The following is a 20,070-nucleotide window of genomic DNA, read 5'->3' on the forward strand; positions in this document are numbered from 1 at the left end:
TCCAAAAGGGGTAACGGAACGCGCGAGACGCGTAGTGAGCGCAGCACCGCGTGGAAGTGTCCCCGCCATGGCATTGCCTGAGGGCAGTATGTAACAATCGGGTTCTAACAATAAGGGCCAAGAATCGTCGAGATGACTAGTCCAAGTGGTTCCGCCCCGCCCACATCCAGAAGACACGCATGACCGCACGAACGCCCGCATTGCACATCGAGATCGATCGCCAGCGACCGCTGCCGATCTATCTGCAGATCTGCGAGCGTTTCCGGACCGCGATTGCGGCAGGACATCTGCGCCCCGGTGACCGCGTGCCTGCACTTCGCAGCCTCTGCGCACAGTTGAGCACGTCCCGAGGCACCGTCGAATTGGCCTACACGATCCTTGTCGACGAGGGCTACCTGCAGATGCGCGGTGCTGCCGGCACGTTCGTTTCCCCGTCGCTACCGCCGCCGATCGTGCTTTCACCGTACGGAACGGATCGCCACGAAACGCACGGCGCCCCGAGCGCGGAACGAACGGGCGTAGAAAACGCCGGCGCGGAGAAGACGGCGGACGCGTCACCGAGCCAGATGACCATCACCGTCGCGATGAGCGGCGAGCCGCGACCGTTGCAACCCGGGCAACCGGCGCTTGACGCGTTTCCGCGCAAAATATGGAGTCGGATTGTTTCGCTTCGCGTGCGCAGCGGCGATCGTGCGATGCTCGCTTGCCCGGACCCGATGGGCTACCGGCCGCTTCGCGAGCGCATTGCCACCTATCTCGCTCTGTCGCGCGGCGTCACGTGCCTGCCCGAGCAGGTGTTCGTGACCGGCGGCTACCGCGCGACGCTTGAACTCGTGTTGCGCAGTCTCGCGCAACCGAACGATCGCATGTGGTTCGAGGATCCCGGTTATCTGCTCGCGCGCAATTTCCTGTCCGAGTCCGGCATGGCGTTCATCCCCGTGCCAGTGGACGATGAAGGGATCGACGTAGAACGCGGCATACAACTGGATCCGGGGGCGCGCTTCGCACTGGTCACGCCATCGCACCAGAGCCCCCTGGGGTATACGTTGTCGCTCGCAAGACGCCTGGCCCTGCTGGACTGGGCAGAAAGCGCGTCTCGCTGGATCATCGAGGACGATTACGACAGTGAGTTTCGATATTCGGGCAGACCATTGCCGGCATTGAAAAGCCTCGATCGGCACGATCGCGTGATCTATTGCGGCACGCTCAGCAAGCTGATGTTCCCCGGCCTTCGACTCGCCTACACGGTGGTGCCGGAGCGCGCTGTCGAGCGCGTCAGCCGGGTGGCATGCAGCATGAACGCCGGTTCGCCGGTGTTATTGCAGGCTGCCGTGGCAGATTTCATGGCGCAGGGACATTTTGCGCGACATGTAAAGCGAATGCGCACGTTGTATGGACAGCGTCGCGTATGGATCACGCAAGCGCTAGCACAGGCGTTCGGCGAGCGACTGCATCTCGATTTGCCGCTCGGTGGCGTCCAGTTCGCGGTGAAATTCCCGGAAGGTCCGGGTGGCCCGGTCAACGATGTCGCCGTTGCCGCCCGGGCCAGCGAGGCGGGGCTTGCCGTGCTGCCCCTCTCTGCCTGGTACGCGAAAGGGCATACACAGCCTACGCCGCGTGGCCTTGTGATTGGCTTCGCGAACGTCATCGATGCAGAGGATGCAGGCCGTCTCGCTCGTACGTTGCGCGGCTGCCTGGATGACTGACGTCCTGATCGGCCCTTCGGCGATGGCGGCAGATTGTAGACGCGCCGCCCCGCCGGTCATGGCCGGCGCGCGCGGCGCAACACCGACGTGGCCGGCACCGCCCCAAGGGGCACGCGACGCTTTCGCCCCGAGACGTTACCGCGCCCGGGCAATGACGCGGTCGGCGCCGCCAGCATCGACTGATACGTTGCCGCCAGCGCCTCCTGCGCGCTGACGTGCTCACGCAGCCTTGCCACGACCGCATCCTGCAACGCCTTGGCCGCCCGCATCTCGTGCTGCGCCTCCGTCATCGTCGCCAGCGCCGCTTCGGCGTCCTGCAACTGGCGCTGTACTTGTTTGCGCTCCTGTTGTAGCGACTTGACCGACGCTCGCGTGGCGTCCAGTTCGAGCATCAAGCGGCGTTCGTTCGCTTCGGCACGCTCGCCAAGTCGCGTACGCTCGGCATCCCAATGGGACCGCTGCGCCGCGTGTTCTTCCTGAAGCGCCTGCGTGCGCTCGCGCGCCACCGAGAGCGCCTGCCGCGATGCCACCGCGTCGGCCTGGGCCTCGATCAGCAACGCCTCGGCGCGCCGCGCCTGCGCCTGCGCTTCCTCCCTCGCCTGGCGCGCATCCGCCGCCGCCGTCTCGGCAGAGGTGATGCGCTCGTGGAGTACGGCGCGCGCCTGCTCCAGTGCCTCTCGATCCGCCACCAGCTCGGCGTCGCGAGCATCCAGTACCGCGCGGCGCGCCGCTTCGTCTGCCGCCAGGGCAGCACGCCCCTCGCTCAACGCCAGCGCCCACAGATCGAGCGCGGCACGCGCCACCGATTCCGGCATCGTCACGCCGTCCGGCAAACCGGGCGCGGCGGCCGACGTGCCCTGCAGGCGCGCCCCAAGTCCAGCGAACCACGCGTCCAGATAAGGGCTCACCGTATTGGGCGAGCCGCGCCCCAACTGCTGACGAATGCGCTCGATGGTCGGGCGCTGCCCCGCCATCAGCAACGTATCGGCCGCCGTCCAGACGTCATGCTCCGAAATGCCTCGCCCGCCTTGCCGGGGCAGCGGCGTCGAGATGGCGGCGGTCGAGGTTGGGGACGTAGTCATCACGGAGCGCTCCTGAATATCGAAGGTGTTGCCAAATAACCCACGATAATGGAAGATTATCGCGAGTTATTTATCGCATAGATTATATTTACTACATATTACATATTTAATCATATGTCAGGCGAGAAAATTAGCGACGAAGGCATGCCGCCCCCTGAGTCGGGGCCCAGCGCAGCGTTGGGAAACGTTTCGATCCTCGGCCTACCGGCGCCGCGCGATCCGGCCATGCTCCACGTCGATGCGCGCGAAGCGGCGCAAGCGCTAGCCCGGGACGGTGACTCGCAGAACACGCGTCAGAGTTATCAATCGGCAATGCGTTACTGGACGGGCTGGTATCGGCTGCGCTATGGGCAAGCGCTTATCGCGCCACTGCCGCCTGCTGTGATCGTGCAGTTCGTGGTTGATCATGCGCAGCATCAAGGCAAGCATGGCCTCAGAACCGAGATGCCGGACGCCATCGACGCCGCCCTCGTCGCTCAGGGCCTCAAGGCGCGTCCGGGGCCACCCGCGCTCGCGACACTGCTCCACCGGTTGAGCGTCATCGCCAAGCTGCATACGTCGCGCAACCTGCCGAATCCGTGCGCCGAACCGGCCGTGCGCGAACTGCTGGCCAAGACCCGTCGTGCCTATGCGAAGCGCGGCGTTCGCACGGCGAAGAAGGCCGCGTTGACACGTGAGCTGTTGCGCGCGCTGCTCGCCACCTGTGACGACACCTTGCGAGGCAAGCGAGATCGCGCGCTATTGTTGTTCGCCTGGGCGAGCGGCGGTCGCAGACGCTCGGAAGTGGTACGGGCCACATGCGAGAACGTCCGGCGTACCGGGCCAGACCGCTACGTCTATACGCTCGCCTGGTCGAAGACCAATCAGCAGGGCGCTGACCTTCCCGAAAACGAAAAGCCGGTCACGGGGGCGGCGGCCGTCGCGCTCTCGGACTGGCTGACGTCGGCAAGCCTCTCGGAAGGTGCGATCTTTCGCCGCGTTCGACGCGGCGGGCACGTGGGCGAAGCCCTCTCCGAGGCCGCCGTTCGCGACATCGTGCGCGAGCGATGCGCACTCGCCGGTCTCGAGGGCGACTTCTCCGCCCACTCGCTGCGAGCCGGATTCGTCACCGAAGCGGCGCTTCAGCAAGTGCCGCTGGCCGAAACCATGACGATGACGGGGCACACGAGCGTAGCGACCGTCATCGGCTACTTCCGGCGGGCGGACATGCAGCGCTCGCGCGCCGCTGACCTGATGGGGACCGATGAATCGGATCGTTCGCATGCGGGCGCCGGCGAGCGTTCCGGCCCCGAAGCCTGACTGCCGCTGTTTGGCGCGATGCCCCTGCCAATGCCGGGGTAGCCGACATAAAGATACATTTTAGTGATATCTTTTATCGCGTCAGGCGTATGCCATAGTGAACCCTACTGCCGGCTGCGACTGGTGTGCCCCCCCTACCGAATACTCAAAGGTGCAGATCGTCATGCCAAGCTCCACCGCCTCCCAATCCCGCAATCGTGCACTCGTCGAACGACTGGGCCTGCTGACGCCAATCGTTCAGGCCCCGATGGCCGGCACGTCCACCCCCGCATTGGCTGCGGCCGTCTGCAACGCAGGCGGGCTCGGCTCGATCGGTGTTGCCGCGATGAATGCCGACGCAGCCCGCAAGGCGATTCACGATACGCGCGCCCTGACCCGCAAGCCGTTCAACGTCAATGTGTTCTGCCACGCGCCCGCTACGCTCGACGCAGCGCGCGACACCGCGTGGTTGGCCTATCTCGCCCCTGAGTTCGCGCGTTTCGACGCCGCGCCCCCTGCCGTGCTGAGCGAGATCTACAAGAGCTTTGTCGCCGACGACGCCATGTTCGACATGCTTCTGGAGGAGTGCCCCGGCGTGGTCAGCTTCCATTTCGGGCTGCCGTCACAGGAGAAGATCGATGCACTGCACGCTGCAGGCATCATGCTGTTCGCCTCTGCAACGAACCTGTCTGAAGCCAAGGCCATCGAGGCGGCGGGCATCGATGCGATCGTCGCGCAAGGATATGAGGCAGGCGGTCACCGTGGCCGCTTCGAGGATCTCGGCGACCGCGTGCCGAGCGACGACGAGCAGTTGGGTACGCTGGCGCTGGTGCGGCTGATTGTCATGCACACGTCGGTGCCCGTGATTGCCGCAGGCGGCATCATGGACGGCGCGGGCATCGCGGCAGCCCTTGCGCTCGGTGCGCAAGCCACGCAGCTCGGGACCGCCTTTGTCGCTTGTCCGGAATCGTCCGCCGATGCCGCGTACCGCGAGCGGCTGACCAGCAACCCTCCGCCGCGAACCGCATTGATTCGCGCGATCTCCGGGCGTCCAGCACGCGGTTTCGTGAACCGCCTGTATGCACTGGAGCAAACCGCTGAGCGCCCCGATCTGCCGGATTATCCCGTCACGTATGACGCCGGCAAGGCCATCAACGCCGCGGCCAAAGCCAAGGGCAACAGCGATTACGCCGCCCAGTGGGCCGGTCAGGCGGCGCCGCTGGCTCGCGCCCTGCCCGCCGCCGAGCTTGTGGGGGTACTGCGCGCGGAACTACGCGAGACAGTCAGCAGGCTGCACGAGCTGGCCGCCGCGTTCTGAACACGGCCCCCCCCCCGAACGTCAGTGACTGCCGCCCAGGTAGGCGGCACGCACCTTGTCGTCGTTGCGCAGGTTTTCTGCCGGGCCATGCACGGAAATCTGCCCGTTCTCCAGCACGTAGCCATAGTCGGCCACGGCCAGCGCGGCGGCCGCGAACTGCTCTACGAGCAGCATCGTTACCCCCTCCGCCTTCAGGTTGCTGATGATACGGAAGACTTCGTCGACCAGGATCGGTGCGAGCCCCATCGACGGCTCGTCGAGCAGCACGATATCGGGGCGCAACATGACCGCGCGGGCCATGGCGAGCATTTGCTGCTCGCCGCCCGAAAGCGTGCCGGATAGCTGATTGCGCCGCTCTTTCAGACGCGGGAATAGATCCATCGCGCGCTCCAGGTCGGCCGCCACATCGCCGCGCGGACGGCTGCCCGTCAGGCGCGGAAAGGCCCCCAGGCGCAGGTTGTCCATCACCGACATGGTCGAGAATACGCGCCGGCCTTCGGGGGAATGCGCCAGGCCAAGCTTGGCGATCCGATGCGAGTCGAGTCCGTCGATACGCTTATCGCCCAGTGTGATTTCGCCCGCCGTCGGCTTGATCATGCCGGACACGGCACGCATGGTCGTCGTCTTGCCCGCGCCGTTCGATCCGATGAGCGTGACGACCTGGCCGCTCGGCACATCGATGTCGATGCCGTGCAGCACCTGCACCTTGCCGTAGCCGGCTTGCAGATTACGAATGGAAAGCATAGTGGTTCCGTTTGTCCGTCGTGGCTGCGGCGCACACGGGGCGTCCCCGCCGTGCGCCGCAAGCGCGAATGTCGTCAGTGCGCCGTCGATGCACCGCCCAGATAGGCCTCGATCACCTTCGGATCGGTCTGGATCTCTCCCGGCAGGCCCTCGGCGATCTTCTGCCCGAAGTCGAGCACGGAGACCGTCTGGCACGTGCTCATCACCACGTCCATGTGGTGCTCGATCAAGATGACCGTAATGCCGTGGTCGCGAATCTTGCGAATGATCGTGAGCAATTCGCGAATGTCGGGTGCCGTCAAACCGGCGGCCGGTTCGTCGAGCAGCAGCAGACGCGGATCCAGCGCCAGCGCGCGCGCGATTTCCAGTAGGCGCTGCTTGCCGTACGGCAGGTTGCGCGCCTCTTCGTCGGCGAGCGACGCCAGGCCCACGAACTCAAGCAGTCGCATCGCCCGTGCCCGTGCCGCGACCTCCTCGCGCTTGTATCTCGGCAGGCGCAGCGACACGTCGATCAGCGTCGAGTCGAACGTGTGATGCAGCCCGACAAGTATGTTTTCCAGTGCGGTCATTTCACCGAACAGTTGCACGTTCTGGAACGTACGCGCCACACCGGCGAGTGCAATATCCGACGATGAGCGCCCGGCCAGCGGCTGACCGGCGAACTCGATGCTGCCGGCCGTCGGCACATAGATGCCCGTGAGCACGTTCATCATCGTGCTCTTGCCGGACCCGTTCGGGCCGATCAACCCGTGAATCGTGCCGCGCTTGACGCTCAGATCCACTTGATTGAGGGCTTTCAGGCCGTCGAACTGCATGAGCACCTGACGCACGTTGAGCAGTTCGTCAGGACCGCCCGCCGCCGCCGTCAAGATCGGATCGCGCTCGCTGTCGACCGACGCGTCGACTTGCGTGGCCGATGCCGTCAACGTGCGACGGCGATGCAGGATTCGCGAGCGCACGAAGCCAATGATGCCGTCCGGCAGGTAGTACACGACGAACAGGATCATCAGCCCGAAGATCGTCAGGCGCCAGTCTGTAATGCTGTCGCGCCACCAGGTCACGCCGGCCAGGGCCACCGTGCCGACGATCGGCACCGCCGCCTTGGCGAGCGAGGTGCGCGCACGGGCGACAGCGGTCACCGCCACGACCGTGGTCACGGCGGCGATGGCCGTGGCCACGATCCGGAAGGTGCCGATGTCGTCGAGCAATTGCGGCAGCAACACGATGATCGCCGCCCCGAGCAACGCGCCGCTTCGCGTCTTGCGCCCGCCCATGATGACGGCGAGCAGGAACAGGATCGTCAGCTCGAAGTTATACGTGTTCGGCGAGATATATTGCTCCGAGTACGCATACAGACTGCCCGCCAGACCGGCGAAACCGGCACTGATCACGAACGCGTACACCTTGTAGCGATACACTGAAACGCCCATGCAGTCCGACGCCACCGGCGAATCGCGCAACGCCTCGAAGGCGCGCCCGAGGTGCGACTTCAAAATCCGGTGCGCCACGAGCATGCTCACCAGCAGCAACACGGCCACGAACCAGTAGTACTCGGTCTCATCGATCGGATGCCCCCCGATCACCGGCTTTGTGAGCTTGATGCCGAGCGGCCCTTCCGTGAGGAAGTCCATCTCATTGATGAGAATCTGGATGATGGTGCCGAACGCGAGCGTCACCATCGCCAGATACGGGCCGATGACGCGCAGCGCGGGCAAGGCGAGCAACGCGCCGAACGCGGCCGTAATCAGGATCGCGGCCGGAAGCGCCAGCCAGAGCGAGAGTCCGAGCTTGGTGAAGAACACACCCGCCACATAGGCGCCGATGCCGAACAGGCCCGCATGGCCCAGCGACACCTGCCCGGTGTAACCCACGACGATGTCCAGCCCGAAGAGCAGGATCGCGTAGATCATGATCGTCTCGATCATGTGGATGTAGTAAGGGTTGCCGATGGCCATCGGAAAACCGAACAGCGCAACGATACCCACGATGGCAGCCAGCTTCGTGGTCACACGCAAGCCGCCGAGATCGCGGGCCCCGCGCACGGTGGAGGTCTGTGCGGTCATGGTTACACCTTCTTGATGGCGGTCTTGCCGAACAGGCCCGCCGGCTTCACGGCCAGCACGAGCAGCAGCAGCACGAGACCCGGCACGTCTTTGTAGCCGGTCGAAATGTAGAACGCGGTCGTCGTCTCGGCGATGCCGAGGAGCAAACCGCCGACGAGCATGCCCATCCCGCTCGACAGCCCGCCGATAATCGCCACCGCGAAGGCCTTGAGTCCGAGCACCGCCCCCATCGTGGCGCCGGTCAGCGTCAGCGGAGCAACGAGCACGCCCGCAAAGGCCGCGGCCATGGACGACAGCGCGTACGAAAAGGTGATCACCAGGCTGGTGTTGATGCCCATGAGCCCGGCGGCATCGCGGTCGTTGGCCGTGGCCACCACCGCCTTGCCATAGATCGAGCGCCGGTTGAAGAACTCGACTGCGGCCATCATGAGCAGTGCGCCCGCAACCACGAGCAGCTCCATCGGCAACACGTTCGCGCCGAACAGATGGATCGGCGACTCGGGCAGCGGCGACGGGAATTTGAGGTCGTCGCGTCCCCATACGTTTTCCGCGACGTTACGAAAGATGATGCCCAACGCGATCGTGGACATGATCCAGCCGAACTCCGACTTGATCCGCAAGGCAGGCTTCACGCCGATGCGCTCAACCAGCGCCCCCTGCACGAGACCGAAGAGGCAGACGATGGGGATCATCAGCCAGTAGTTCAAACCCAGGGTGTCGACCAGCGTCAGGCCGACCAGTGCGCCGAGCATCAGCGCTTCGCCCTGGCCGAAGTTCAGGGTGCCGGACGTCGCGAACGTCAGTTGGTAACCGAAGGCGATCACGGCGTAGATCATCCCCAGCGCGATACCGCTGTAGATGAGTTGAATCAGGATGGTCATGCGGTCCTCTCTCGCGAGTGCGAGCCTACGAGCGATGCACGGGAGGTATTCGAGACGCGTGCCATGCGCCGGTCCCGAGTGCCGGCGCCTGGCCCGGATGGACCGACGGCGCGCCCACTGGTCCCGGACACCCCGTTGCCGGGGGGCCGGATCACCAGCGGCGCGCGCCGTCGTTCATCCGTCATGGCTGCAAGACGCAACCGGAATGCAACGTTGCGGAAAGTGCGAATTACTTCGCAGCCTTCTCGCGGACCTTGCTGCCCGCCTTCAGGTCGGTGTCGTACGCGTACACGACGCGACCACCCTTCACTTCGCCCATCACCGGGATATTGGCGGTGATGGCGTCGTGATCGTCATGCGTGAACGGGCGATCGTAAGTCGTGACCACGCCGTCGACCGGCGTCTTCAGGTCTTCCAGTGCGGCGCGCACCTTCGGGCCGTCCGTGCTGCCCGCCTGCTTGATGGCCGCGGCCAGCAGGTAGACCGAGTCGTAGCCCTGCGCGGCCGACACTGCCGAGTCGATACGATTGTTCTTCGGCTTGAACATGGCCAGGTAGGCGTCGATGAAGGCCTTGCGCTTGGGCGTGTTGGGTTCCTGAATGAACGTTTGCGGCATGCGGGCACCTTCGCCGTTCACGCCCGAGTTGTCGATGTAGTTCGCCATCGCGAGCGTCCAGCTACCGACCAGCGGCAGCTTCCAGCCGAGCTTGGCCATGCCGTTGGCGATCTGCGCCAGTTCGGGGCCAATACCGTACGTGAGGATCACGTCGGCACCGGCCTGCTTGGCCTTGAGCAACTGGGCCGTCATGTCGACGTCCTTGATGTTGAACTTCTCTTCGGCCACCGGCTTGATGCCCTTGGCTTTGAGCGCCTTTTCCAGATCCTGGCGCCCGAGCTGGCCGTAGTTGGTGGAGTCGGCGAGAATCGCCGGCTTCTTGAAACCACGGCGTGTAATCGCCTCTTCCACGATCATCGGCGCCTGGATGCTGTCCTTGGCCGAATTGCGGAAGACGTAGTTATCGGGGTACTGAGGCGGCTTGAATTGCTGGGTGATGACCGTGCCCGTCGCCACATTGTTGAACACCGGAATCTTGGCGTCCTGATAGAAGCGTTGCGACGCGAGCGCCACGCCCGTATTGATGAAGCCGACGGTGGCAACCACCTTTTCCTTGTTGATCAGTTCCTGCGCGACTTGCACGCCGCGCTCGTTCTTGGCTTCCTCGTCGCGCTCGACCAGCTCGATCTGGCGGCCCAGCACGCCACCTGACTTGTTGATCTCCGACGCGGCGAGACGCACGCCGTCGCGCATTGAAACGCCCATCGACGACGAGCCGCCAGTGAACGGGCCGGATACACCAATCTTGATCGGATCGGCCGCCACGGCCATCGATGCGGACAGGGCAAACGCCACGGCGCCAGCCATGACCTTGAATCGGAATTGCATAAGGGTCTCCTTCGGTGCGATGCGTTTCGATATGACGCTTTTCTGCTGCGATTTCCTGATGTTGCAGGCCCTGCCGTAGAACGCGCGACTCGCGAGTCGTTTCCCCCGCCGCACCACCCCGGCCTTCTCATTCGTGTCAGGGTGATACCGTACAGCACGCCTTGAACGACTAACCTAGCGCGCCGATTATGTGTTCGCTGAGTTTTGCTGGCAAAGGCGGGAATACCCCTACGCAGATGCGGGTTAACGCGCCGCTATCGCCAATTGGCGCGGGTTTCCAAGGGGTTTGGCGGCACGCGCCAGGGATGGCGCGTGTCGGGATATCGAAACGGAGTCCCAAAGAGTTCGACTTGGCGGGCGGGTCGTAAGGCAGGTGTAAGCGATGGCGATTAGTCGCCCGGCGCGATCACTTCGCGCGCACCATTTCGGCCCATCGGACTGACAAGTCCGGCCGTCTCCATCTGTTCGATCAGGCGGGCGGCGCGGTTGTAGCCGATGCGCAATTGCCGCTGGACGGCCGAAATCGACGCACGACGGGAATTCAGCACGAATGCCGCTGCGTCGTCATAGAGCGGATCGGACTCCGCATCGCCCGACGACTCGCCGAACAGATCGGCGGACCCGGCGTCGCTCGGATCGCCCGCGAGGATCGCATCGTCGTAGTCCGGCTCGCCATACTGCTGCCAGTGCTGGACGACACGATGCACCTCGTCGTCGGCGACGAACGCGCCGTGGACCCGCTGTGGATAGCCCGTGCCCGGCGGCAGGAACAGCATGTCGCCCTGCCCCAGCAGCGATTCCGCGCCCATCTGGTCGAGAATCGTGCGCGAATCGATCTTCGACGACACCTGAAAGGCCACGCGTGTTGGGATGTTCGCCTTGATGAGACCCGTAATCACGTCGACCGACGGCCGCTGCGTCGCGAGAATCAGGTGAATGCCCGCCGCGCGCGCCTTCTGCGCCAGCCGCGCGATCAGTTCCTCGATCTTCTTGCCGGCCACCATCATGAGATCCGCCAGCTCGTCGATGATCACGACGATGAACGGCAGACGGTCCAGCGGCTCCGGCGCATCGGGCGTGAGCGAGAACGGATTGCGCACCTTTTCGCCCGCCGCACGCGCCGCGTCGATCTTCTCGTTGTACCCGGCCAGATTGCGCACGCCGAGCGCGGACATCAGCCGGTAACGCTTCTCCATTTCGCCCACGCACCAGTTCAGGGCGTGCGCCGCCTGCTTCATGTCGGTCACGACCGGGGCGAGCAAATGCGGAATGCCGCCATAGACGGATAGCTCCAGCATCTTCGGATCGATCATGATGAGCCGCACGTCGTCCGGGGTCGCCTTGTAGAGCAACGACAGGATCATCGCGTTGACGGCCACCGACTTGCCTGAGCCGGTCGTGCCCGCCACCAGCAGGTGCGGCGCCCGCGCCAGGTCGGTCACAACTGGCGCCCCCGTGATGTCCTTGCCCATGGCGAGTGCGAGGTGCGAGCGATGGGCGTCAAACACGGGAGCCGTCAGGATTTCGGACAGGCGAATCATGTGTCGCTGCGCGTTGGGCAGCTCCAGCCCCATGCAGGTCTTGCCAGGAATGGTCTCGACCACGCGAATCGACGTCACGCCCAACGCACGCGCCAGATCCCTCACGAGACCGACGACCTGCGCGCCACGCACCCCCACCGCCGGCTCGACTTCGAACCGCGTGATGACCGGGCCTGCCGATGCACCGACCACCGTGACCGGCACCTTGAATTCGGCCAGACGTTGCTCGATCAACTGGCTTACGGCCGCGAGCGCCTCGTCCGGGACAAGCTTGGCGACATCCTGCGACGTCGCGGACGACAGCAGATCGCGCGACGGCAATGCGTAATCGACAGCGGCACGCGGCGGCGCGAGCACGTAGGGCGTGTCGGCGGAGAAAGCCGCGGGGCGCGGCTCGGCCGTACTCGCCACGCCGAACGGTACCGTCGCGGCGAACGCCGGAATGGCGGGTACGGCGGCTACGGCAGTTGTGGGCGGCGGCATCGATGACGTCGAGCCAGGCGGTACCGCCAACAACGGGGCGGTGTCGCCGTGCGTCATCGGTGTGTTCGCTGCAAGCGGTTCCTCGTCTGCGCGCGCCCACGTGCCGTCGGCACGCAAGACATAGTGCGGCTTCGGCGAGGCCGCCGTCGCCTCCGTGGCGTCGAGTTTGTCGCCCGTATCCACCGGTTCGGCGGGTTCGGCGGGTTCGGCGGGTTCGGCGGGTTCGGCGGGTTCGGCGGGTTCGGCGGGTTCGGCGGGTTCGACGGGGCCGATAACGTCCGCCGCTTCTGGACTCACATTCGCGTCACCAATGACCACATTTTCCTGAAGATCGCGGGCGGACGGTGGCGAGACCGATACCTGGACGGCGGCGTTGCCGACCTCCGCCTCGTCGGACGCGGTCCATTGGCGCAAGTCGCGAAGCAACGCTTGTGCCTCGTCGCGCAGCACGGCCAATGCCTGCAAGCGCGCCTGCTCAGCCGCACGCGCGGCGGCCTGCTGGGCCAGGGCCTCCGGTGTCGGACCCGGCGGCGAGGCATCGACAGGGCGTGCCTCGACGTCCTGCGCCGACATGTCGACAGGTGAAAACGCTGAGATGACGGAGGAAAGCGGTGAGGCGGCGTCGGTTGCGGACCAGGACGCGGCACCGCGCATCACCGGCGAAGCGGAATGAGGCACGACGGTGCCAGACGTCGCGACGTTGGCCGTCGTGCCGGGGGGCGTATTCGCACCGGGATCCGTCGTCGGCGACGTCACAGGCGGCGCGCCCCGCGGCGGAATATCTTCGAGTCCGAGCTGCGGTTTACGGAACGGACTATGCACGATCGTGCCGCGCAGATGGGCGGGTGCCACGCCCACGGGACGGCGATATCCTGTCGCCCCGGGAATCGACGTCGGGTTCACCGGATCGACAGGCGTAGGCGGCTTCGCGGGTGTCGCCGCCCGAGTTGCCGCGACAGGCGCAGCGCGCGTAGCGGCTCTGAAGGGCATCGCAGATGCAGCCGTCGCGGCAACCCTAGCCGATCCCCCTGATGTCGTCGGCGCAGCGGAGGCACTCGCGCTGGCCGTCGCCGAGGAGACAACGGCGGCACCGGCACGTCCGGTCGACGCGCCCGTGCCTGCCGGGTGAATGCGGGTGCCGTTCGCAAACGACGGCTCGGCACGCGGTGCACCGCGTGCCATCAACGGCGGCGGTCGCATGGCGTCGAGCCGCGCGCGCTCCTCATCGGAGAGCTTCCAGCGCGGCTGCGCCGCCAGCCCGCGGCGGCGCGGCACCGGATCTTCCCTCAGGCTACCGACATCGTGATGTCCCTGACCCAGCGTCGGTGCGAAGCGCTCGCCACGCTCACTCGTGTCGAACGACATGTGCGAGCGTCCCCGCACCGGCTCTCGGGCGGCGCCATCGAAGCGCGATTCGTAAACGGGGGCGTCGGCATCGTCGTCGGACGATTTGCCGCGCGCGAACATGCCCCACCAAGTAGTGCCGAAGACCAGCGGAAGGGAAAAGAGAAGGACAAAGCCCGCCACGCCCATTGCGAGCGTACCGCCCAATGCGACGTGCAAGCCGTGAGACAGGGATTGGCCGATGCTGCCACCGGCGGTGTTGCCCTCGCCGCCCGTCAGTGCGGCGAGCGTGGCGCTCGAGCCCATCGCGAGCGGTACACCGAGCAACATACGGAGGGTGCTGGGGCCGAAGATGCGTATCTCACCGCCAAGCAGACCCCGCACGCCAGGCCAGCACAACGCCAGCAACCAAAACGTCGACAGTCCGAACCAGCCAAACCCCATAATCGCTCATGCTTCAGGAAAACCCGGAGTGCGATTGTAGCAGGTAGACCACCGTCCAGCGGCCCTCTCGGCAAGGACTTTCGCGCATCGGCGCTCGCCGGTGCCGCGCGGTGCCGCCGTTACGCTCGGCCGTGCGTGCCCGTCGAACGCCACGTCGGCGTCGCGTCGAGCCCGGTGCTCTCCGCACCCGCCTCCGGCACAACCAGGCTCAGGCTTCGGCGACGCAGCGAACGCCAATCGATCTTCGCAAAGATATCGTCCCCCAGCGCGCTGGCGCGCGACAGGTTCTCGACGCGCACACCGCGCGCGCGCAACACTGCTGCCGCATGACGGAACGACGGCTCGATCAGACTGGTGAATTCCGCATCCAGCCGCGTTGGCGCACGCGTTTGCATCGTCTCGTAGAATCGCGGCGTCTGCGCGGCGTCGCGCAGATCGACCCCATGCAGATACAACTCGGTAAAGCCCAGCCACGTCGCCACCTGCAGGGCAAAATACGCCACGGTACCGCCGTGGAAAAAACCGTTGTCGATATCGAAGCTGTAACCGAGCCGGCCATGCTCGCCCTGGAAGGCCGCGCTTGCCGCGACCTGCGCGTTCGCGCGCACGACTTCAGGCGTTTGGGCAGCCTCCAGAGCTCGCTTGAAAATATCGTCCACGAGATAGAAGCGGCAACCGAACGCCGACGCCGGGAACATGTCCAGCAGTCGCGCGAGCACGACCGGCGTGACGAACAACACCAGGTCGCGCGCCACCACTCGGCGTGCCAGGTCCGGACGCTGACGCACGAAACCGGCGTCGAGGATGCAGTAGAAGTTGAATTTCACCGGCGCGCGGTCGGTCAGCGCGATGGCCCCGTTCACACCCATGACGTGATGCATCGGAAGCGCTTCGTAATCGATGTCGGCGACCGACGGACCACTGGCGATGATGTGACAAGGCAAGCGCCGCAGGTGCTGCAATTCCGCGCGCCGGGCGAGCGGCACAGCGCGTGAGCGCCACACAAAGCGCTCGATGGTCCCCATGGCGTCTCGCTCGATGCGCGCGTGCGGCCACAGACGCTCGTTATGCCGCCACTTCGCCGTATGGCTGTAGCGGTAAACAAGTTTGAGAAGCGTCGAGATCATTGTCGTTGTTCTGGTGAGGTCATACGGTCGCACCGCACCCATCTCGTGAATGGGCTCGGTCCTAACCCCGTTGCATATCGCGTGTCTGTCATTTGCCAAACCCCGGAGAACCGCATCGAACGCTGCGTATTGCCCCACGCACGGAAGCGGCCCGCTGGCGCATGGAGGCGACACCCCATCACGGCGTTGGGCAAATTCTGCCACCTCGACTTCATTGGCGACAAGATTTATTCCAGATGGAATTCTTACTTCAGGTTACGTCCTGATGACACTTCGACGAAAAGCGCTTGACGTTGAAATGCCCGATTCATGCGGGTTTCCGGCGCATCAGGTACCGCAAGGCGAGCGCCGCGCGGGCGGCCGGCCAACAATACATCATTGCGGAAAATAGAGATAATTTGGATCACAGACCGTCGACGGGTGCAACTTGTATCGCCTGACGCTCGCGCGGTGCCGCCGATCGCCTCGGGGACATCGGATCAGTGCAACGCCGACTTGGTCCGATGGCGCGGGTAGTATGCGTCCCCCAACTCGACCAGCAACGACGCCAGTTGGGGATCACGCACGAAACTGACTGCCGAGTCGGCGGCCAGGATGGCTTCAGGCGTTTGCGGTCGGGCGATCAGGAAGCCTTGCACGTAGTCGACGCCCAGCTCCGACAAGGCTTCGAGCGTTGCGGCGTCTTCCACCCACTCCGCCACGCTGCGGATGCCGAGATTCTTCGCCAGCGCCACGATCGCCTCGACGATCGCCAGATTGGCCGGATGCGCCGCCATGCTTTTCACGAAGGCACCGTCAATCTTGATGGCGTCGACCGCGAGATCCTTCAGATACGAGAACGAACTGAAACCCGCGCCGAAATCGTCGAGCGCAATGCGCCCGCCCAACTGGTGAATCCGGTCGACAAAGCGCCGCGTATTGTCGAGATCGTGAAGCGCCACGGTTTCCGTGATCTCGATGCACAGCAGCCCGACGGCGCGCTCATGTACAGCGAGCGTGGCAAAGATGTCCCGAATGAAATGCTCGTCGTTGAGCGACGCCCCGGAGAGATTGACGCACACGAACCGCGTCTTCGTGAGACGGTCGCGGTTCAAGTCGATCCACGCAAGCGTATTCGTCAGCACCCATTTATCGATCATGCCGATGCTGCCGTTCTCCTCGGCCGCGCTGATGACGCGCGAGGCCGGCACGATATTGCCGTCCGAATCGCGCATGCGCAGCAGCACCTCGAAGTTGAGCGACTCGCCGGGCGACGCCATTTCCATGATGGGCTGCATCTCGAGGAACAGCGTGTTGGGCGTGAGTCCGGCGTCGAGCGCATCGATCAACCGCAATTCGGCGAGGCGCTCGCGGAACGCGGCTGCCCCGCGCTCGTAGACGACCAGCTCGCGCCGACTCTTCTTGGCTTCGCGGCAGGCACGGTCGGCCGACGAAATCGCATCGGGCACCCGCATGTCGGCCGTCAGCTCGATCACCCCGGCCGACGCGCGCACCTGGAACGCCCGATCCCCAATCTGATAAGGCTCACCACAGATCGCGTCGACCAGGCGGCGCGCGACGGCGGCCGCTTCCTTGATCGTCGCATCGCGAAAAACCACGATGAATTCGTCGCCGCCGGTGCGCCCCACGCTCTGGTCGGCCGACAGGCGCGCGCGCATCCGGTCACATGCCTGGCGCAGAACCTCATCGCCCGCCGCATGACCGAAAAGATCGTTGACGAGCTTGAACCGATCCAGGTCCAGGTAGGCCAGCGCCGCTGGCCGCGCATCGGATAACGTCCGGACCGCTTCGCCGAGCGCCTTCTCGATACCGCGCCGGTTCGAGACGCCCGTGAGCGGGTCGTTCTCCGCCAGATAGCGCAGTTGCTCCATCGTGCGGGCCCGCTCGGTGATGTCCTGCAGCGAGCCTTCGATCCGTCCCGCAGAGAAGATCGCCTTGACGAGATAGCGGCTGGTGCGGCCGTCGTCGCGCGGCAGCGAGAGAATCTCGAGCTCCGATTCATCGCTGTGCTGGGCGACGTCGAGCAGCATGCGCCATGTGTTCTGACCGAAGAACTGATCCCAGCGGAACGTTCGTTCCTCGGTATCGGGAATGCCCAGCATGGTGTGCAACGCCGCGTTGCCGCGCACGAACACGCCCTGATCGTCGAGGGTAAACAGGCCGACGGGCGTCACGTCATAGGCATTGCGAAGTTCGGTCTGTGCCTCGAGTTTGCCCTGGTGCTCGGCGCGCATCTGCTCGGCAATGGCCAGTGCCGCCATGAGACTCGAGAACAGCGCCGCGGTCACACTGTTCAACGCCGACGACAGCGCCCGCGCGTTGAACGCGGCGGCGATCACTTCGGAAAACGTGGCAAACAGGACGATGGCCAGCGACGCGCTGTACCACATTGCCACGCGCGAGCGCGTCAACACGAGAATGCGGGTCAGCAGCACCAGAACGATCACGATGCCCAGCGCGGCCACTGCCCACAGCACGGGGATGAAATGCGCGTAAGGCAAGGCAATCGCTGCGCAGCAGAGCACCACGCCGGCCCATTGCAGCACCATCACCATCCACCCCAGGCCGACGAGGCGCAGCTCACGCTTGAAAAGCTGCGTGAACAGCGAATAGGTCAGCACGTAGTAGATGGCGAACGTTGCCTTGCGGACCAGCGCGTCCAGATCAATGGGGATCGCGCGTTCCAGCCATTGCGTGTCGGCGCCGAGCGAGTTCGCCGCGAGCCGCAGATTACCGATCAACCAGGCGGCAAACAGAACGTAGAGCCATTCCTTGTTGATGATGGCGGTGACGAGCACGAATGCCGAAAGCGTCAGCAGACCGCCTTCGAGCAGGCCGTTGCTGCGGTGGAACTCCCGCTCCGAAATGCGTAGCTCGGACGCCGGCCAGGCCACCAGCGTCAGATGCGCCGGCCCGGAAAACGTGCCCTCGCAAAGGAGCGTGACCGGCGCGACGAGCGGTCCGAGATCGATCGAAAAGCCGGCTTTCGACATTCGGATGGCCCCACTGACGACGCTGCGGTCCGCACGCCCGATCGCCGGGGCATCAGGATTGCGCCAGCACACCAGCGTTTGCGCATGGCGCGATGGAAATTCGATGATCGTATGTTGCGCTGCCCCCACGGGCGGCACGGTGAACCGGAACCACACCGGGGCTTCGGACAGATGCGTACTGAACTGGCGAACGGTAGGTGCGCGCTCAAGGACGCCCTGCACCATGGGCGGGCCGAATGTCGCGGGAAAATCGCCTTGCGCCTGAAACGTCAACGGCGTTTCGCCGCGCACGGCGTACTGGCTCTCCTGGAACATCAGCACGAGGCCCGAGAGCAGCATGATGGCAGCGGGAACGGCGTACAGCGAAATGGTGCGAAATAGCTCGTCGAGACGCGCGCTCACGCGCCAACGGCGCCGCGTGTCGGAGAATTCCGCCAGCTCGTCGGCGAAATCGGTCGACTTGCGGCTGTGATCGTCACGCTCGTTGCCGAGTTCCCCCGCCATAGGATTCTTGTGCCCTTATCGTGTTGGTCGCCCCGCGATCCGTACCGGGCAAGGCGCCACTCGGCGCACCTTGCCGGTCGGGCCGGACCTGTTCCGTGCGACCGGGATGCCGGCCGACACGGACAGGTCTCTTGTGCCCGTCTTCCACGTTATCGCCGTCGTCGCGAGAACCCCATGCGGCAAGCAACGGGATAACGTTAGCTCGAATAACGGCATTACACCGTCAAGCTGTAGCCTGATGCACTGCATCGTACATCGTCGGCACCAAAAGATAAATCCCGCAAATGCGCGCCAACACTGGCTTCGCCCGACGATGCCCGCACGCCGTCCTGCATCCCGGGCACCCCCAGCCGCAGGTCGGGATGATGGGTGAGGCACATGTAGGCGAACAAAGGATGTTCCGCTGCTTGCCAACGCGCCCGTGCCTGCGCCACGTCGAGCGCCAGCACGCGGTGTCCAATGCCGCCCACGTGCGCCATTGGAATCAGGCCTTGCGACGGGAACACATCGGTAAACATCAGCGCTTCATATTGCCGATGCAACGGCGGACGCGCCGTAATCACCATCCAGTCGATGCCGGACAGCAGGCAATACTGATAGAACGCCTTGAACAGCGCCGTCTTGACGACACGTCCAACGGGCCCCGCCGCGACGCCAAGACGCGTCGCCTCGGCCAACGCCGCGCTGTCCAGCCATTGGGGCAGCGGCGCCGAATCCTCGAGATGCAAAGGCTGATATCGATTGGTCTGGATACGCATTGTCCCGAGAACCGCGCCGTCGAGTCGTGCACGCGCCACGAGCACGAGGGCCCCCGGTTCGTGGTCGCCGGGCTCCGGCTCGCTCAACGTGGCGGCCAGATCGGGGAGGTGGCGGCCGTATGCCGCCTGGCGCATGGCCACGGCGTCGCGCAACGCGGCTTCGTCGCCCGCAATGGTGACGATGAAGGGCAAACGCTCTTCACGCATCGTCTCGAGATCGGACGCCGGGGCAGGTACCGCCGCAGGCGCTGACGCAGGACGACGATGGCCGGTCGGCGCGTCGACATGGGGGATGGACGAGACATCAGAGACTTGGGCAAGGTCGAACATGATTGACACTCCTTAAGGTCAATAGAGGTT

12 protein-coding genes are annotated in these 20,070 nt (G+C 65.0%); 3 read left to right on the forward strand and 9 right to left on the reverse strand.

Annotation, left to right across the window (positions count from 1 at the left end; genetic code table 11):
• Nucleotides 1-179: 179 nt before the first annotated feature.
• On the forward strand, nt 180-1,706 hold the full coding sequence (gene pdxR, locus PTE31013_RS17695; RefSeq protein WP_150614083.1) for a MocR-like pyridoxine biosynthesis transcription factor PdxR: 1,527 nt from the start codon (nt 180-182) through the stop codon (nt 1,704-1,706).
• Between the two features lie 56 nt (nt 1,707-1,762).
• Here the strand turns inward: pdxR and PTE31013_RS17700 are convergent, their stop codons facing one another.
• A complete protein-coding gene (locus PTE31013_RS17700) occupies nt 1,763-2,788 on the reverse strand; it encodes a DNA-binding protein (RefSeq protein WP_150614084.1) in 1,026 nt (341 codons plus the stop codon).
• 225 nt (nt 2,789-3,013) lie between these two features.
• On the opposite strand from PTE31013_RS17700, the gene PTE31013_RS17705 reads away from it, so the two are divergent.
• Together PTE31013_RS17705 and PTE31013_RS17710 are read left to right on the forward strand one after the other, a co-directional pair.
• Nucleotides 3,014-4,087 carry a site-specific integrase gene (locus PTE31013_RS17705; protein ID WP_246174669.1) on the forward strand — a complete coding sequence of 358 codons (1,074 nt, stop codon included), beginning with the start codon at nt 3,014-3,016 and terminating at the stop codon, nt 4,085-4,087.
• Between the two features lie 163 nt (nt 4,088-4,250).
• A complete protein-coding gene (locus PTE31013_RS17710; protein WP_150614086.1) occupies nt 4,251-5,384 on the forward strand; it encodes an NAD(P)H-dependent flavin oxidoreductase in 1,134 nt (377 codons plus the stop codon).
• Between the two features lie 21 nt (nt 5,385-5,405).
• Here the strand turns inward: PTE31013_RS17710 and PTE31013_RS17715 are convergent, their stop codons facing one another.
• From PTE31013_RS17715 to PTE31013_RS17750, 8 genes are all read right to left on the reverse strand, one after another.
• On the reverse strand, nt 5,406-6,128 hold the full coding sequence (locus tag PTE31013_RS17715) for an ABC transporter ATP-binding protein (protein ID WP_150614087.1): 723 nt from the start codon (nt 6,126-6,128) through the stop codon (nt 5,406-5,408).
• Nucleotides 6,129-6,202: 74 nt separating this feature from the next.
• Nucleotides 6,203-8,083: a branched-chain amino acid ABC transporter ATP-binding protein/permease gene (locus PTE31013_RS17720; RefSeq protein WP_150614150.1), complete on the reverse strand. Its 1,881-nt coding sequence runs from the start codon at nt 8,081-8,083 to the stop codon at nt 6,203-6,205.
• A gap of 110 nt (nt 8,084-8,193) precedes the next feature.
• Entirely contained in the window at nt 8,194-9,072 is an 879-nt protein-coding gene (locus PTE31013_RS17725) for a branched-chain amino acid ABC transporter permease (RefSeq protein WP_150614088.1), read from the reverse strand.
• Between the two features lie 229 nt (nt 9,073-9,301).
• Nucleotides 9,302-10,516 carry an ABC transporter substrate-binding protein gene (locus PTE31013_RS17730; RefSeq protein WP_150614089.1) on the reverse strand — a complete coding sequence of 405 codons (1,215 nt, stop codon included), beginning with the start codon at nt 10,514-10,516 and terminating at the stop codon, nt 9,302-9,304.
• A gap of 389 nt (nt 10,517-10,905) precedes the next feature.
• Nucleotides 10,906-14,328 carry an FtsK/SpoIIIE family DNA translocase gene (locus PTE31013_RS17735; protein ID WP_150614090.1) on the reverse strand — a complete coding sequence of 1,141 codons (3,423 nt, stop codon included), beginning with the start codon at nt 14,326-14,328 and terminating at the stop codon, nt 10,906-10,908.
• A 119-nt stretch (nt 14,329-14,447) separates the two neighbouring features.
• Complete coding sequence (locus tag PTE31013_RS17740; protein WP_150614091.1) at nt 14,448-15,455, reverse strand: hypothetical protein; 1,008 nt, start codon at nt 15,453-15,455, stop codon at nt 14,448-14,450.
• Nucleotides 15,456-15,934: 479 nt separating this feature from the next.
• The gene (locus PTE31013_RS17745) at nt 15,935-18,952 is read right to left on the reverse strand and encodes a putative bifunctional diguanylate cyclase/phosphodiesterase (protein ID WP_150614092.1); all 3,018 of its coding nucleotides are present in this window, start codon (nt 18,950-18,952) and stop codon (nt 15,935-15,937) included.
• 215 nt (nt 18,953-19,167) lie between these two features.
• Entirely contained in the window at nt 19,168-20,040 is an 873-nt protein-coding gene (locus PTE31013_RS17750) for an N-acyl amino acid synthase FeeM domain-containing protein (protein WP_174978615.1), read from the reverse strand.
• Between the last annotated feature and the right edge of the window lie 30 nt (nt 20,041-20,070).

The sequence above is a fragment of the Pandoraea terrigena genome (assembly GCF_902459705.1).
GTDB lineage: Bacteria > Pseudomonadota > Gammaproteobacteria > Burkholderiales > Burkholderiaceae > Pandoraea > Pandoraea terrigena.

Excerpts from the sequence above, each read along its gene's own strand:
- PTE31013_RS17730 (WP_150614089.1), bottom strand. The coding sequence starts at position 10,516 with ATGCAATTCCGATTCAAGGTCATGGCTGGCGCCGTGGCGTTTGCCCTG.
- PTE31013_RS17720 (WP_150614150.1), bottom strand. The coding sequence starts at position 8,083 with ATGGCCATCGGCAACCCTTACTACATCCACATGATCGAGACGATCATG.
- PTE31013_RS17745 (WP_150614092.1), bottom strand. The coding sequence starts at position 18,952 with ATGGCGGGGGAACTCGGCAACGAGCGTGACGATCACAGCCGCAAGTCG.
- PTE31013_RS17725 (WP_150614088.1), bottom strand. The coding sequence starts at position 9,072 with ATGACCATCCTGATTCAACTCATCTACAGCGGTATCGCGCTGGGGATG.
- PTE31013_RS17705 (WP_246174669.1), top strand. The coding sequence starts at position 3,014 with ATGCTCCACGTCGATGCGCGCGAAGCGGCGCAAGCGCTAGCCCGGGAC.
- PTE31013_RS17740 (WP_150614091.1), bottom strand. The coding sequence starts at position 15,455 with ATGATCTCGACGCTTCTCAAACTTGTTTACCGCTACAGCCATACGGCG.
- PTE31013_RS17710 (WP_150614086.1), top strand. The coding sequence starts at position 4,251 with ATGCCAAGCTCCACCGCCTCCCAATCCCGCAATCGTGCACTCGTCGAA.
- pdxR (WP_150614083.1), top strand. The coding sequence starts at position 180 with ATGACCGCACGAACGCCCGCATTGCACATCGAGATCGATCGCCAGCGA.
- PTE31013_RS17700 (WP_150614084.1), bottom strand. The coding sequence starts at position 2,788 with ATGACTACGTCCCCAACCTCGACCGCCGCCATCTCGACGCCGCTGCCC.
- PTE31013_RS17735 (WP_150614090.1), bottom strand. The coding sequence starts at position 14,328 with ATGGGGTTTGGCTGGTTCGGACTGTCGACGTTTTGGTTGCTGGCGTTG.
- PTE31013_RS17715 (WP_150614087.1), bottom strand. The coding sequence starts at position 6,128 with ATGCTTTCCATTCGTAATCTGCAAGCCGGCTACGGCAAGGTGCAGGTG.
- PTE31013_RS17750 (WP_174978615.1), bottom strand. The coding sequence starts at position 20,040 with ATGTTCGACCTTGCCCAAGTCTCTGATGTCTCGTCCATCCCCCATGTC.